We start from the raw sequence: 13,653 nt of genomic DNA on the forward strand, positions 1-13,653 counted from the left end.
CGGACAGGCGGCGGCGCCGGTCTCCTTGCCCCTCAGGGGCGGATGCTGACTGAATTCATCGCCCCCGTGACCACCACCTCGCGCAGGCGCGGCAGCACGGCATTGGGGATGGTCAGCGCCACGGTCAGCATGTCGCTGGCCGGATCGGCGGCATTGGCGGCGGCGAATGTGTCGGGCGCAGGCGGCTTGCCGACCAGGCGCAGGCGCAGGACGCCGTCCTCGTCGGGCTGGACGCGGCCGCGCGGCATCGGCACCTCGGTGACCAGGGCCACATCCCACCAGCCCTTGGAGGCCGCAAGCCCCTCGACGACCAGCATCCGCCCTTCATACAGCGGCTGCCATCTGGCCGAGGCGACATGGGCCACCGGGATGCGCCCGTCGGTGCGCGCCTCGGGATAGCCGCCCTTGGGCTCCAGCGTTTCGGGGCGCGAACTGCCCGACATCCAGGAGAGGGGGTTCCAGCGGCTGTCGCCCATGCGGCCGCAGCCGCCCAGAACAAGCATCGCACAGGCAAGAGAGGCCAGTGTTCCCGTTTTCATGAATGGCGTCCCCCGCGTGCTCCTGGCGTTTTGCGCAGTGATAGGCCATGTCGCCGCAGGGCGAAAGCCTCTTTGACCTTGCCGGCCGGGCGCGCTATGCCGTGCGCGCCCCCCGGGCTCGCACCGATGCGAAAGGATGTCAGATGGCCACGCCCGCCTTTGAAGAGATCGCCGAAACCTTCGATTTTCTCGAGGACTGGGAAGAGCGCTACCGCCATGTCATCGAGCTTGGCAAGGCGATGCCCGCGATGGACCCGCTGCTGCAGGTGCCGGCCAGCAAGGTCGAGGGCTGCGCCAGCCAGGTCTGGATCGTCTCGCGCATCGGGGAGGGGCGCTTTGACTTTCAGGGCGACAGCGATGCGCTGATCGTGCGCGGGCTGGTGGCGATCCTGCATGCGCTTTATGCCGGCGTGCCGCTGGCGGATGTGCCCGGCATCGACGCCAGCGCGGAACTGGGCAGGCTGGGGCTTGAGGGGCATCTGTCGGCGCAGCGCTCGAACGGGCTGCGCGCCATGGTCGAGCGCATCCGCCTGCTGGCGGCGGCGGGCTGATCAGCCGCCGCGGCGCAGGGTGATCCAGCCGCCGCCCAGCACGCGCGTGCCCTCGCTGGCGTAGAACACGCAGGCCTGGCCCGGGCTGACGCCTTCCTCGGGGGAAAGAAGTTCGACCTCGACGCGGCCATTGTCCAGCGCGCGCAGGATCGCCGGCCGCGGCGGCCGGGTCGAGCGGATGCGCACGCTGACCGGGGTCTCGCCGGCCAGGGGCGTGTCGCCCAGCCAGTTCACCTCGCTGACCGGCACGATCCGGGTCGCCAGCGCCTGCCTGGGGCCGACGACGACCTGCCGCGCCTCGGGGTCGAGGCGGAGGACGTAATAGGGATCGTCAAGCCCGCCGATGCCCAGGCCGCGCCGCTGGCCGATGGTATAGTGGATGACGCCGCGGTGGCTGCCCAGCACATTGCCTTGCAGGTCCACGATCTCGCCCGGCTCGGCGGCGCCGGGGCGCAGCTTCTCGATCACCCCGGCGTAATTGCCGTCGGGCACAAAGCAGATGTCCTGGCTGTCGGGCTTGTCGGCGACCGCCAGCCCGTATTGCGCGGCAAGGGCGCGGGTCTCGGCCTTGCTGGCAAGCCCGCCCAGCGGAAAGCGCAGGAAGTCGAGCTGTTCCTGCGTGGTCGAGAACAGGAAATAGCTCTGGTCGCGATGGGGGTCGGCCGCCATGTGCAGCTCGGCGCGCTGCGTGCCCTCGAGGCGGCGGATGTAATGGCCGGTGGCCATGCAATCGGCGTCCAGTTCGCGCGCGGTCTGCAGCAGGTCGCGAAACTTCACCCGCTCATTGCAGCGGATGCAGGGGACGGGGGTGGCGCCGGCCAGATAGGCGTCGGCGAATTCCTCGATCACCGATTCGCGGAACCTGTTTTCATAGTCGAGGACGTAATGCGGGAATCCCAGGCGCTCGGCGACGCGGCGGGCATCGTGGATGTCCTGGCCGGCACAGCAGGCGCCCTTCTTGGCCAGCGCCGCGCCGTGGTCGTAAAGCTGCAAGGTCACGCCGATCACGTCATAGCCCTGTTCGGCCAGCATGGCGGCCACCACCGAACTGTCCACGCCGCCGGACATGGCGACGACTACGCGCGTCTGGCCCGGCGGCTTGCGAAACCCCAGCGAGTTCATGGGCATATCGGGCGCCGGCTGGCGCAGGGAGGGGTATGGCGCGGTCATGGATCGTCCTTGTCGCGGCCGGCCGGCGGGGATGGCGGCGCCGCATTCAGGACATTTATAGGAAAAATGCCGGAATTCTCAAGGGGCGCGGGCGGTGAAAGCCGGCGCGATTTCACCGCGGCTTAAGAAGTTTCGCGCAGAACGGTGCGTGAAAGACAGGAGCTTGCCGATGTTCTTGAAGAAAACCGCCCGTCCGCGCCTTGCCATCCTGTCCGATGGCAGCATCCTCAGCCTGGCGGACCTGCCCGATGCCGACACGCGCTGGGTGGCCAGCCGCAAGGCGACGGTGATCGCCGCGGTCGATCACGGGCTGATGACCCGCGATGAGGCGATCGGCCGCTACGGGCTGACCGGAGAAGAGTTCGATGGCTGGGTCGCGGCACTGCACCGGCATGGGCGCAACGCGCTGAAGATCACCCAGTTGCAGAAGTTTCGACAACCTCAGATTGAATAATGTTGGATCGGCAATCCGGTAACATGATATTAACCTTCGGCGGGCAACACTTGCCCATCGTCAGGTTGGCAAGGGGATATCACATGCGGATCCTGCTGGTGGAGGATGACCACACCATTGCGCGCAGCATCGAACTGATGCTGACCCACGCAAGCTACAACGTCTATTGCACCGACATGGGCGAGGAGGGCATCGATCTTGCCAAGCTTTACGACTATGACCTGATCCTTCTCGATCTCGACCTGCCCGACATGCACGGGATGGAGGTGCTGCGCCAGATCCGCATGTCCCGCATCGACACGCCGATCCTGATCCTGACCGGCTCGGACGACACCGAAAGCAAGCTGCGCGGCTTCGGCTTCGGTGCCGACGATTACATGACGAAGCCGTTCAACCGCGACGAGCTGATCGCCCGCATCCAGGCGATCATCCGCCGCTCGAAGGGGCACAGCCAGTCGTTGATCCGCACCGGCGAGATGGTGGTGAATCTCGACGCCCGCTCGGTCGAGGTCGCGGGCCGGACCGTCGGCCTGACGGGCAAGGAATACCAGATCCTCGAATTGCTCAGCCTGCGCAAGGGCACGACGCTGACCAAGGAGATGTTTCTCAACCATCTCTATGGCGGCATGGACGAGCCCGAGCTGAAGATCATCGATGTGTTCGTCTGCAAGCTGCGCAAGAAGCTTGCCGCCGCCATGGGGGGTGAAAGCCATATCGAGACCGTCTGGGGCAGGGGCTATGTCCTGCGCGATCCGGCGGCGAGCTCGCCCAGCCAGGAACGCCTGGCCCTGCGTGCCTGACCTGTCCAGTTCAGCTTTCTGGCTGACGAATGGCATGACGGTCGCCACCGGCCGTCGTCCCATGTTCCACAGCCGGGATGCAGCCATCCGGTGCTGCGGTGGGCCAGCCGGGCATCGAGATCGGCCTGCAGCGCCCCGACGCTGCCGCGAAGGTTCTCGCGCAGTCCGATGCGACAGAATTCGGCCGCTGAAACGCGCGACAACGCTTTTGGCTCTCGGCGCAAGGGACCTGGTGCCGCGCCGAATATGCGCGACGCGTGTTTCGGGGAGGTCGCCGCGACCCGCCAGGCGCTGCGGGCAGGCGTGATCGGCTTCGATGCGGTGAAGTATCTCCTGCTGTGCCGGGTGGCCGATCTCGGCCGCGAGGGGGTGATCGTCGGCGTCAAGGATTCCTCGGGCGACGACGTGGCATTTCGCCGGCTGATCGCGATGAATGCTACCGCCAACCGGCCTCGCCAATGCCGATGCCGCCGGCTATGTCCGGCTCTGGGCCGCGGCCCGCGCCGGCGACATGACCGGCGCTGTTGCCGAGCAGGAGCGCCTGAACCGCCTGTTCGAGATCGCCTTCCAGACCGTTGGCCGCTCGGGCGATGCCGGCGGCGTCGGCGCCTTCAAGGTGGCGATGGTGGCCATCGGGCTGATCGGCTCGGACCGCATGGCGCTGCCGATCCGGCCTTTCGACGCCGAAAGCATCGCGCGCATTCGCGCCATCGTGCAGCATGTCGGCCTGCTGCCGGCCACACGGCAGCGGGCCTCGGCGACGCATGGATCTGCTCACGCGCCTGCGGGGCGGGGCGCCGATCATCGGCATCGTCAAGAGCTGCCTCGCCGACAGTCCGGTGCGCATCTCCATGCGCCTGGACGAGCTTCGCGCCCTGGCCGCGGCCGGGGCGGATGTGATCGCCTATGACGCGACGCTGCGCCCCCGTCCCACCCCGCGCGAGGCGCTGCGGGCCGAAAACCTCGGGCTTGGCCGCCTGGCCATGGCCGATTGCGCGGCGCCGATGTCGTGGCGCCGATGTCGTGGCGCAGATCGACACCCTGGCCGCGCTTCTGGCCGATCCGGGCTTTCGCCAGGTCGAGGCCCTGGGTGTGGCGGTGGCCGGGCGGGTGGACGCGGCGGGCAACTGGCATGCGGTCAACCGCGACACGCTGCGCGCGATCAGCGCCGCGCCGCCGGGCGCGATGCTTGCGGCGCGCTTTGGCGGGCGCTGCCGCGCCGTCAATGACGCTGCGGCGGCGGCGCTGGCCGAGGCGGCGCTGGGTGCGGGCCGCGGGGCGCGCAACTTTGCCTGTCTGACGGTCTCGACCGGGGTCGGCGGCGGGCTGGTGCTGGGCGGGCGGCGGCTGGACAGCGGCAACGGCCTGGCCGGTCACGTCGGCCTTGTCTCGTCGCGGCTGGCGCAGGACCGCTGCGGCTCGGGGCGGATCGGCACGGTCGAAAGCGTCGCCGGCGGGCGGGCCATTGCCGCTGCCGCGGTGCTGGCGCATCTCTCGGACAAGCCGGAGCTGTTTCGCCCCGCGGTGGTGGCGGCGGAACTGGGCCATGACAGCGGCCTGCTGGGCGCGCTTCTGGCCGCGGCGGGTGGCGCGCCGGACTGAGGCCGCCGGCCTCAGCCTTGCAGCCAGTCGGCGTTGCCGCTGCCGGTCAGTTCGGCCAGCGTCAGCCCCTCGCGGCCCAGCCGCGCGTCGATCTCCTGCGCGATGCGGCTCGCCAGCGAGAAACCCTGATAGATCAGCGCCGAATAGACCTGCACCGCCGAGGCGCCGGCGCGCAGCTTCTGCCAGGCATCCTCGGAGGAGCCGATGCCGCCGACGCCGATCAGCGGCACGCGCCCGCCGGTCCGGCGGTAAAGCCGCGCCAGGACCTGCGTCGCGCGGTGAAACAGCGGCGCGCCCGAAAGCCCGCCGGCCTCGGCGGCGTGGCGCGATGCCAGGCCCGCGCGCGACAGCGTGGTGTTGGTGGCGATGATCGCATCCACCCCGGCGTCCAGCGCGACATCGGCCACGTCGGCGATACCGGCCTCGTCAAGGTCGGGGGCGATCTTGATGAACACCGGCGGGCGGGTGGGCAGCGCGTCGCGCGCCGCCATGACCCCGCGCAGCAGCGCCGCCAGCGCCGCCGCGCCCTGCAGGTCGCGCAGCCGCTCGGTATTGGGCGAGGAGACGTTCACCGTCAGGAAATCGGCGCTGGCGCCGGCGATGCGCACCACCTGGGCGAAATCGCCGGCACGGTCGGCGCTGTCCTTGTTGGCGCCGATGTTCAGCCCGACGGGAACGGGCTGCGCCGGGCGGGCAGCGAGGCGCGCGGCGATGGCCTCGGCGCCGTCATTGTTGAAACCGAAACGGTTGATGATGGCGCGATCCTCGCGCAGGCGAAACAGCCGCGGCCTGGGGTTGCCCGGCTGCGGGCGCGGCGTCGCGGCGCCGACCTCGACAAAGCCGAAGCCCGCGCGCATCAGCGCCGGCAGGGCGCGGGCGTTCTTGTCATAGCCGGCGGCCAGCCCGACCGGATTGGCCAGGTCAAGCCCGGCCAGGCGCAGGCGCAGCCGTGCGGAACTGACCGGCCCGCCGGGCAGCGGCACCAGCCCGCGGCCAAGCGCGAGGATCGACAGGTCATGGGCGCGTTCCGGGTCAAGGCGGTGCAGCGCGGCCAGGCCGAGGCGCTCGATCGGGGTCATGCAAGGTCTCCGGTGTCATGGCCCTCGGGGCCGGGCGGCAGCAGGCGGCTCCAGATCACATCCGCCGCCCGGAGTTCACGGTAGAGATGCGGAAACAGCTCGCCCCCGCGCGCCGGCTCCCAGCAGAGCCCGGTCAGGGCGCCGGCGTCAACCGCCAGCAGATGCAGCAGGCCCTCGCCGGCGAAATGGCGCGCCAGCGTCACCGGCAGCTGCGCCGCGGTCGACAGATGCACATAGCCGTCGGCCAGATCGACGGGGGCGCCATCGCTGCGGCCGTGCCGAAGGAAGGCCGCGTATTCGGCGGGGCGAAAGATCTTGTAAACCAGCATGGCCGGTTCATGCGTCGCGCCGCCGATTGCGTCAAGCGCCAAGTCGCCGGTCTCAGCTCTCGTCGCGGTCCGCGGCCAGCGACACGCGCAGGAACCGCTCGAAATCGTCGAGGTCCACGGGCTCGAACTGGCCAAAGCCCTGCATCCAGACCGAGGCGCGGCGCAGCCCATCCGGCTCGAGCTTGCACCAGATGATGCGCCCGCGCCGCTCCTGCCGGATCAGCCCGGCCGCCGCCAGCACCGTCAGATGTTTCGAGATCGCCGCCAGGCTCATCTCGAAGGGCGAGGCGACATCGGTCACCGTCATGTCATCCTCAAGCAGCATGGCCAGGATCCGCCGCCGCGTCGGATCGGCCAGCGCCGCGAAAATGGCGTCAAGATGGGGGTTGGGCGCGGACATCGGGCTTTCTCAACTTGCGGGTTGAATATGCGGCGGATCGCCCAGGTGCCGCAAGGGCGCGTGTGCCGCCGGGCGCGGGAAATGATGGCTGCTGCAATATCAATGACTTGCGCAACGGTCGCGCTTGCTTGACTCGGCGCGGGCAAGTCCCTATCACCGCGCCAACCGATAACGGGGGTGTGAGCCTTGGCCGAGGACGACCATGACGCCGCACGCGCCCGGGACGCGGAGCGCCTGCGCGATCTTGAGGTCCGCCTGGACCGCAAGGCCGAGCGCAAGCCGTCCTCGCGCGGAGAAGAACATTTCAGCCAGGCCAACATGGCCTGGCGCATGGTGACCGAACTGGTGGCGGGAATGGCCATCGGTCTGGCGATCGGATACGGGCTGGATTACGTGACCGGCCTGCAGCCGGTCTTCATGGTGGTTTTTGTGCTTCTGGGCTTTGTGGCCGGCATAAAGACCATGATGCGGACCGCGAAAGAGATAGGCAAGGCCCCGGAACAGTCCGGCGACGACAAGGGTGAATGAAATGGCGACAGAAGAAGCAGGTGGTCTGACTTTCCATCCGATGGATCAGTTCGTCGTCAAACCGCTGTTTGGCGAGGGCGCGGTCAGCTGGTACACGCCGACCAACGCGACGCTGTGGATGGCGCTGGCGGCACTGGCGATCACCGGGCTTCTGGTCTTTGGCACCCGCGGCCGCGCCATCGTGCCGAACCGCCTGCAATCCATCGCCGAGCTGCTTTACGGCATGGTGCGCAAGATGGTCGAGGATGTCGCCGGCAAGGACGGGCTGAAATACTTCCCCTATGTGATGACGCTGTTTTGCTTCATCCTGTTCGCGAACTTCCTCGGCTTGCTGCCGAAAAGCTTCTCGACCACCTCGCATATCGCGGTGACCGCGGTGCTGGCGGTCATGGTGTTCCTGGGCGTGACCATCCTTGGCTTCGTCAAGCACGGCACGCATTTCCTTGGCCTGTTCTGGGTCGGCTCGGCGCCGCTGCCCTTGCGTCCGGTGCTGGCGATGATCGAGGTGATCTCGTATTTCGTGCGCCCGGTCAGCCATTCGATCCGACTTGCCGGCAACGTCATGGCCGGTCACGCCGTGATCAAGGTCTTTGCCGCCTTCGCCGCGATCGCCGCCATCGCGCCGGTCTCGATCATCGCCATCGCCGCGATGTACGGGCTCGAGGTGCTGGTCGCGCTGATCCAGGCCTATGTCTTCACCATCCTGACCTGCGTCTATCTCAAGGACGCGCTGCATCCGGCGCACTGAGCCGGCCGGCACGGGTCGAAACCAACATCCCTTTCCAAAGTCTCAAGGAGCATGAACATGGAAAATCTGGGTCAACTGGGACAGTATCTCGGCGCAGGTCTGGCTTGCATCGGCATGGCGGGCGCCGCCATGGGGGTGGGCAATGTCGCCGCCAGCTACCTGTCGGGCGCGCTGCGCAACCCGTCGGCCGCCGCCTCGCAGACCGCGACGCTGTTCATCGGCATGGCCTTCGCCGAAGCCCTGGGCATCTTCTCGTTCCTGGTCGCGCTGCTGCTGCTGTTCGCAGTCTGATCCTTTTGCCATCCTTGCGGTTGGGTGGGGGCGTCGCGCGCCCACCCGATTGTGAAACGACCGGCATGGGGTAGGAAATGTTCAGCCTGTTGCAACAGACCGCGCCCGCAGCGGTCCAAGAATCTGAAACGGTGGTCATCACCGAATCCGCCCAGGCGGCGGGCCATGCGGCAGCCGATGCCGCGGCGGGACATGCCGCCTCTGCGCCGGGCATGCCGCAGCTGGATTTCAGCACTTTCGGCAACCAGATCTTCTGGCTGCTCGTCGTGCTGGCGGTGATCTACTGGGTGCTGTCGCGCATCGCGCTGCCGCGCATCGGCGGAGTCATCGCGGACCGTCAGGGCGCCATCACCGGCGATCTGATGGCGGCCGAGGAGTTCAAGCACAAGGCCAAGGAAGCCGAGGCCGCCTATGAGCGCGCCCTGGCCGAGGCCCGCGGCGAGGCCCAGAAGATCGTGGCCGCCAACAAGGCCGAGATCCAGAAGGAACTGGACGCCGCCATCGCCCATGCCGATGCCGAGATCGCCGCGCGCGCCGCGGAATCGGAAAAGCGCATCGGCGAGATCCGCGCCTCGGCCGTCGAGGACGCGCGCAGCGTCGCGCGCGAGGTCACGGCAGCCCTGGTCGAGAATTTCGGCGGCAAGGCAGACCGCAAGCTGGTCGATGCCGCGGTCGATCAGCGACTGAAGGGGGCGCTGCAATGAAACGTCTGAGCGTCCTGCTGACCCTGATCGCAAGCCCGGCGCTTGCCGCCTCGGGGCCGTTCTTCTCGCTGCGCAACACCGATTTCATCGTCACCCTGGCCTTCCTGCTGTTCGTGGGCATCGTGGTCTATTTCCGCGTGCCGCAGATCGTCGGCGGGCTTCTGGACAAGCGTGCCGACGGCATCCGCAACGATCTGGCCGAGGCCCGGCGCCTGCGCGAGGAAGCGCAGGAGATCTATGCCAGCTACGAGCGCCGCCAGCGCGAGGTGAAGACCCTGGCCGACGACATCATCGTCAACGCCCGGCGCGAAGCCACGATCGAGGCCGAAAAGGCCAAGAAGGCGCTGCAGTTGTCGATCGAGCGTCGCCTGAAGGCCGCCGAAGAGCAGATCTCCAGCGCCGAGACCGAGGCGGTGCGCGCGGTGCGCGACCGCGCCATCCAGACCGCCATCGCCGCCGCGACCGAGATCCTCGGCAAGCAGGCCAGCCCGGCCGAGCGTCGCGCCGGCATCGACAAGGCGATCGAGGATGTCGGCCGCCGCCTGAACTGATCTGAAACCGGCTGCGCCCAAGGCAGCCGGACGGGACAGTGACACCTTCCCCGCGGCCCGCGCCGCGGGGATTTTTTCATCTGCGGCCGCTGTCGCCGGGGCTTGCCGGGGCGCGGTTTCCGGGCAAGGCTGGAGCGGCCGCCGCGAAACAGGAGCGCCGGGATGCAGATGACCATCGACGAGGCGCTGGCCCGTGGCGGCGCCGGGCGCTTTCAGCGCCGGCTGCTGGGGATCTTTGGCCTGGTCTGGGCCGCGGACGCCATGCAGGTCATCGCGATCGGCTTTACCGCCGCCTCGATCGCCGCCAGTTTCGGCCTGACGGTGCCGCAGGCGCTGCAGACCGGCACGCTGTTCTTTCTGGGCATGTTCGCCGGCGCGACGCTGTTCGGGCGCATCGCCGACCGCATCGGCCGGCGCCGGGTGCTGCTCTTGACGGTGGCCTGCGATGCGGTCTTCGGCCTTGCCTCGGCCTTCGCGCCGGATTTCCGGGCGCTGCTGATGCTGCGCTTTCTGACCGGCATGGCGGTCGGCGGCACGCTGCCGGTGGATTACGCGATGATGGCCGAGTTCCTGCCGCCGCGCGACCGCGGCCGCTGGCTGGTCTGGCTCGAGGCCTTCTGGGCGCTGGGCACGCTGGCCATCGCCCTGGCGGCCTGGATCGCGCATCTGGCCGGGGTGGCCGAGACCTGGCGCTGGATCTTTGCCATGGCGGCGCTGCCGGCGCTGATCGGCATCTGGCTGCGGCTGTGGCTGCCGGAATCGCCGATGTATCTGCTGCGCCGGGGCGATGAGCCCGGCGCGCGCGCCACGCTGGCGCGGGTGCTGGCCGGCAATGGCGCGCCGCCGCTGCCCGAGGCGGTGCGGCTGGTGCTGCCGCCGGCGCCGGCGGCGGGGCAGGGCCTGTTCGGGCCCGAGCTGCGCCGGCTGTCGCTGGGCATATTCGCCACCTGGTTTCTGGTGTCTCTGTCCTATTACGGGGTGTTCGTCTGGCTGCCGGCAGAACTGGTGAAGGGCGGCTTCGGCTTTGTGCGCGGCTATGGGTTCCTGGTGCTGCTGGCGCTGGCGCAGCTGCCCGGCTATGCGCTGGCCGCGCATGGCGTGGAAAGCTGGGGTCGCCGGCCGACGCTGCAGCTGTTCTTGCTGCTCAGCGCCGCCGGCTGCTTTCTGTTCACCGTTGCCGCCAGCCCCTGGCTGGTCGCGGCCTCGCTCTTGCTGATGAGCTTTGCCCTGCTGGGCACCTGGGGCGCGCTTTACGCCTATACGCCCGAACTTTACCCGACCGGGCTGCGCGGCACCGGCATGGGCACCGCCAGCGCCGTGGCGCGGGTGGGCGGGCTGCTGGCGCCCTCGATCCTCGGCGGGGTGGTGGCGCAGGGCTTTGGCACCGCCATGGGCGTCTTTGCGGCGCTGCTGGCGCTGGCGGTGGTGGCGACGCTCTTCATCCCGACCGAGACGCGCAACCGTCCGATCGGCTGAGGCGGCGAAGGTTGCAACTTGCCCTTGCGGGCCGGGCGGAACTTTGGCAGGGGGCACTCATGGCGAGCGTATCCGAACTTTATCAAGCCCGGGCGGCCTCTGGCCGGCTGGAACCCGATGTCGCGCAGCGCGCGATCCTGCCGGTGCTGGACCGGCTCTTGCGCGATCTGGCCGCGGCCGAGGCGCCACCGCCGGCCCCGGCGAAAACCGGCTGGTTCGGCCGGCTGATCGGCGCGGCACCGGCGCCCGCGCCGGCGGTGCCCGGGATCTATCTGTGGGGCGGGGTCGGGCGCGGCAAGTCCATGCTGATGGACCTGCTCATGGAGGCTGCGCCCCTTTCCCGCAAGCGGCGCGTGCATTTCCACGAATTCATGCAGGAAATCCAGACCGAGCTCGAGGCGGTGCGCAAGACCGGCCAGCAGGACATCGTGCGCCCGGTGGCGATGGAGGTGGCGCGCGAGGCGCAGCTTCTGTGCTTTGACGAGATGCAGATCACCGACATCGCCGATGCAATGATCGTCGGCCGCCTGTTCCAGATCCTGTTCGAACAGGGCGTGACCGTGGTCACCACCTCGAACCGGGTGCCGGACGATCTTTACAAGGACGGGCTGAACCGCCAGCTGTTCCTGCCCTTCATCGACATGATCCGTGCGCATATGCAGGTGATCGAACTGTCGAGCCCCACCGATCACCGCCAGAACCGCGACGAGGGCGGCCAGGTCTGGTTCACCCCCGCCGACAGCATTGCGCATGAGCGCATGGACGCGCTGTGGCGCGCCGAGACCGGCGGCCGCGACACCACGCCGCTGCTGCTGGAGATCAAGGGCCGCCGCGTCGAGATCCCGCAGCATCTGGGCCGCGCCGGCCGCGCAGGCTTCTGGGACCTCTGCGGCAAGCCGCTGGGCCCGGCCGATTACATCGCCATGGCCGAGGCGCTGGACCTGCTGTTCATCGACGCCATCCCGCGTCTGGGCCAGTCGAACTACAACGAGGCCAAGCGTTTCGTCACCCTGATCGACACGCTCTACGAGGCGAAGGTGCGGCTGGTGGCCAGCGCCGCCGACGCGCCCGAGCGGCTTTACGCCGAGGGCGAGGGCGCCTTTGAATTCGAGCGCACCGCCAGCCGCCTGCACGAGATGCGCGACGCAGGTTGGGGCCGGGCCTAGCCGTTCTCGCGCAGCACCTGCCCGGCCAGGTAAAGCGAGCCGCAGATCAGGATGCGCGCGCCCGGATGCGCCGCGGCGATGCGGCTGACGGCGGCCAGCGCGTCCGGCGCCGTATCCGCTTTCAGCCCCGCGCCGGCGGCGGCGGCGGCGGTTTCCTCGGCGGGCAGGGTGTTCGGCTCGCCGGGGATCGCCACCGCGGTCAGGCCCTGCGCCTGCGCCGCCAGCGGGCGCATGTAGCCCGGCACGTCCTTGGTGTTCAGCATGCCGCAGACCAGATAGGTCGGGCGCCGCGCCATGGCGGCCAGCGTCGCCGCCACCGCCTCGCCCCCGGCCGGGTTGTGGCCGCCGTCCAGCCACAATTCGCAGGCCGCCGCCGCCGCGACCAGCGGGCCGCGCGTCAGGCGCTGCATGCGGGCGGGCCATTCGGCCTCGGTGACCGCCGCGCGCGCCTCGATGCGGCCGAAGCCCAGTTCGCGCAGGGCGGCGATGGCGGTGCCGGCGTTCACGATCTGATGCGGGCCGGGCAGCACCGGCAGCGGCAGGTCCATCAGCCCCTGGCCGTCCTGATAGATCAGCGCGTCGCCCTCGCGCCGGCTGTCCCAGTCCTGGCCGGCGATGCGCAGCGGCGCGTCCAGCCGCGCGGCGCGGGTCTCGATCACCTCGCGCGCCACGGGGTCCTGGGGGGCGACGATGCAGGGCGCGCGGCGTTTCAGGATGCCGGCCTTTTCGCCGGCGATCTCGGCCAGGGTCTCGCCCAGATATTGCGTGTGGTCGATGCTGACCGGCGTGATCACGCACAGACGCGGCGCCCTGACGACATTGGTGGCGTCCAGTCGCCCGCCCAGCCCGACCTCGAGCAGGGTGTAATCGGCCGGGCTGCGCGAGAATGCCAGAAAGGCCGCGGCGGTGGTGATCTCAAAGAAGGTGATCGGCTGGCCGGCATTCGCCGCCTCGCATTCGGCCAGCGCCGCGGCCAGCGAATCCTCGCCGATCAGCTCGCCCGTCAGGCGGATGCGCTCGTTGAACTGCGCCAGATGCGGCGAGGTATAGGCATGCACCCTCAGCCCCGCCGATTCGAGCCCGGCCCGGATCATCGCCTGGGTCGAACCCTTGCCATTGGTGCCCGCCACATGGATCGCCGGCGGGATGCGGTCCTGCGGATCGCCCAGCGCCGCCAGAAGGCGGGTCATGCGCTGCAGCGACAGGTCGATGACCTTGGGATGCAGCTGCATCAGCCGCGCGAGGATGGCGTCCGATCTGGTCAT

17 protein-coding genes and 1 pseudogene are annotated in these 13,653 nt (G+C 69.2%); 12 read left to right on the forward strand and 6 right to left on the reverse strand.

Going from position 1 to position 13,653, the window contains the following annotated elements; genetic code table 11:
* Nucleotides 1-32: 32 nt before the first annotated feature.
* A complete protein-coding gene (locus WMK75_RS03360; RefSeq protein WP_347266240.1) occupies nucleotides 33-539 on the reverse strand; it encodes a hypothetical protein in 507 nt (168 codons plus the stop codon).
* A gap of 143 nt (nucleotides 540-682) precedes the next feature.
* Here WMK75_RS03360 and WMK75_RS03365 point away from each other — a divergent pair, with 143 nt between their 5' ends.
* Nucleotides 683-1,090 carry a SufE family protein gene (locus WMK75_RS03365; protein ID WP_347266241.1) on the forward strand — a complete coding sequence of 136 codons (408 nt, stop codon included), beginning with the start codon at nucleotides 683-685 and terminating at the stop codon, nucleotides 1,088-1,090.
* On the opposite strand, the gene mnmA is transcribed toward WMK75_RS03365, so the two are convergent.
* Nucleotides 1,091-2,260 carry a tRNA 2-thiouridine(34) synthase MnmA gene (gene mnmA, locus WMK75_RS03370; RefSeq protein WP_347266242.1) on the reverse strand — a complete coding sequence of 390 codons (1,170 nt, stop codon included), beginning with the start codon at nucleotides 2,258-2,260 and terminating at the stop codon, nucleotides 1,091-1,093.
* A 169-nt stretch (nucleotides 2,261-2,429) separates the two neighbouring features.
* Between mnmA and WMK75_RS03375 the strand changes: the two genes are divergently transcribed.
* The 4 genes and pseudogenes from WMK75_RS03375 to WMK75_RS03390 all read left to right on the forward strand — a co-directional run bounded on the left by WMK75_RS03375 (nucleotide 2,430) and on the right by WMK75_RS03390 (nucleotide 5,116).
* A complete protein-coding gene (locus tag WMK75_RS03375) occupies nucleotides 2,430-2,714 on the forward strand; it encodes a DUF1153 domain-containing protein (RefSeq protein ID WP_347266243.1) in 285 nt (94 codons plus the stop codon).
* An 83-nt stretch (nucleotides 2,715-2,797) separates the two neighbouring features.
* Nucleotides 2,798-3,514 (forward strand): response regulator transcription factor, encoded by a 717-nt coding sequence (locus WMK75_RS03380; RefSeq protein ID WP_347266244.1) that lies wholly within the window; start codon nucleotides 2,798-2,800, stop codon nucleotides 3,512-3,514.
* 851 nt (nucleotides 3,515-4,365) lie between these two features.
* A pseudogene (locus tag WMK75_RS03385) lies at nucleotides 4,366-4,458 on the forward strand (hypothetical protein); the annotation flags it as partial.
* Between the two features lie 79 nt (nucleotides 4,459-4,537).
* Nucleotides 4,538-5,116 carry an ROK family protein gene (locus tag WMK75_RS03390; RefSeq protein ID WP_347266245.1) on the forward strand — a complete coding sequence of 193 codons (579 nt, stop codon included), beginning with the start codon at nucleotides 4,538-4,540 and terminating at the stop codon, nucleotides 5,114-5,116.
* Nucleotides 5,117-5,127: 11 nt separating this feature from the next.
* On the opposite strand, the gene WMK75_RS03395 is transcribed toward WMK75_RS03390, so the two are convergent.
* From WMK75_RS03395 to WMK75_RS03405, 3 genes are read right to left on the reverse strand one after another with little or no spacing between them, the layout of a single operon-like run.
* Nucleotides 5,128-6,195, reverse strand: a complete 1,068-nt coding sequence (locus tag WMK75_RS03395; protein WP_347266246.1) for a quinone-dependent dihydroorotate dehydrogenase — start codon at nucleotides 6,193-6,195, stop codon at nucleotides 5,128-5,130.
* Nucleotides 6,192-6,524, reverse strand: coding sequence for a DUF952 domain-containing protein (locus WMK75_RS03400; RefSeq protein ID WP_347266247.1), 333 nt, complete (start codon nucleotides 6,522-6,524; stop codon nucleotides 6,192-6,194). Before WMK75_RS03400 ends, WMK75_RS03395 begins: the two co-directional genes overlap by 4 nt.
* 52 nt (nucleotides 6,525-6,576) lie before the next feature.
* Nucleotides 6,577-6,924, reverse strand: a complete 348-nt coding sequence (locus WMK75_RS03405) for a metalloregulator ArsR/SmtB family transcription factor (RefSeq protein ID WP_347266248.1) — start codon at nucleotides 6,922-6,924, stop codon at nucleotides 6,577-6,579.
* Nucleotides 6,925-7,110: 186 nt separating this feature from the next.
* Between WMK75_RS03405 and WMK75_RS03410 the strand changes: the two genes are divergently transcribed.
* The 7 genes from WMK75_RS03410 (at nucleotide 7,111) to zapE (ending at nucleotide 12,388) form a co-directional block, all read left to right on the forward strand.
* Nucleotides 7,111-7,452 (forward strand): AtpZ/AtpI family protein, encoded by a 342-nt coding sequence (locus WMK75_RS03410; RefSeq protein ID WP_347266249.1) that lies wholly within the window; start codon nucleotides 7,111-7,113, stop codon nucleotides 7,450-7,452.
* A 1-nt stretch (nucleotide 7,453) separates the two neighbouring features.
* Nucleotides 7,454-8,200 (forward strand): F0F1 ATP synthase subunit A, encoded by a 747-nt coding sequence (locus WMK75_RS03415; protein WP_347266250.1) that lies wholly within the window; start codon nucleotides 7,454-7,456, stop codon nucleotides 8,198-8,200.
* 57 nt (nucleotides 8,201-8,257) lie between these two features.
* The gene (locus tag WMK75_RS03420; RefSeq protein WP_347266251.1) at nucleotides 8,258-8,491 is read left to right on the forward strand and encodes a F0F1 ATP synthase subunit C; all 234 of its coding nucleotides are present in this window, start codon (nucleotides 8,258-8,260) and stop codon (nucleotides 8,489-8,491) included.
* A gap of 77 nt (nucleotides 8,492-8,568) precedes the next feature.
* The gene (locus tag WMK75_RS03425) at nucleotides 8,569-9,195 is read left to right on the forward strand and encodes a F0F1 ATP synthase subunit B' (RefSeq protein WP_347266252.1); all 627 of its coding nucleotides are present in this window, start codon (nucleotides 8,569-8,571) and stop codon (nucleotides 9,193-9,195) included.
* Complete coding sequence (locus tag WMK75_RS03430; RefSeq protein ID WP_347266253.1) at nucleotides 9,192-9,746, forward strand: F0F1 ATP synthase subunit B; 555 nt, start codon at nucleotides 9,192-9,194, stop codon at nucleotides 9,744-9,746. Before WMK75_RS03425 ends, WMK75_RS03430 begins: the two co-directional genes overlap by 4 nt.
* 162 nt (nucleotides 9,747-9,908) lie before the next feature.
* Nucleotides 9,909-11,222, forward strand: coding sequence for an MFS transporter (locus WMK75_RS03435; RefSeq protein ID WP_347266254.1), 1,314 nt, complete (start codon nucleotides 9,909-9,911; stop codon nucleotides 11,220-11,222).
* Between the two features lie 59 nt (nucleotides 11,223-11,281).
* Nucleotides 11,282-12,388, forward strand: coding sequence for a cell division protein ZapE (gene zapE / locus WMK75_RS03440; RefSeq protein ID WP_347266255.1), 1,107 nt, complete (start codon nucleotides 11,282-11,284; stop codon nucleotides 12,386-12,388).
* On the opposite strand, the gene WMK75_RS03445 is transcribed toward zapE, so the two are convergent.
* The gene (locus WMK75_RS03445) at nucleotides 12,385-13,653 is read right to left on the reverse strand and encodes a folylpolyglutamate synthase/dihydrofolate synthase family protein (protein WP_347266256.1); all 1,269 of its coding nucleotides are present in this window, start codon (nucleotides 13,651-13,653) and stop codon (nucleotides 12,385-12,387) included. The two genes, zapE and WMK75_RS03445, sit on opposite strands and share 4 nt — an antisense overlap.

This window comes from Paracoccus sp. (in: a-proteobacteria), from assembly GCF_039808215.1.
Taxonomy (GTDB): domain Bacteria; phylum Pseudomonadota; class Alphaproteobacteria; order Rhodobacterales; family Rhodobacteraceae; genus Paracoccus.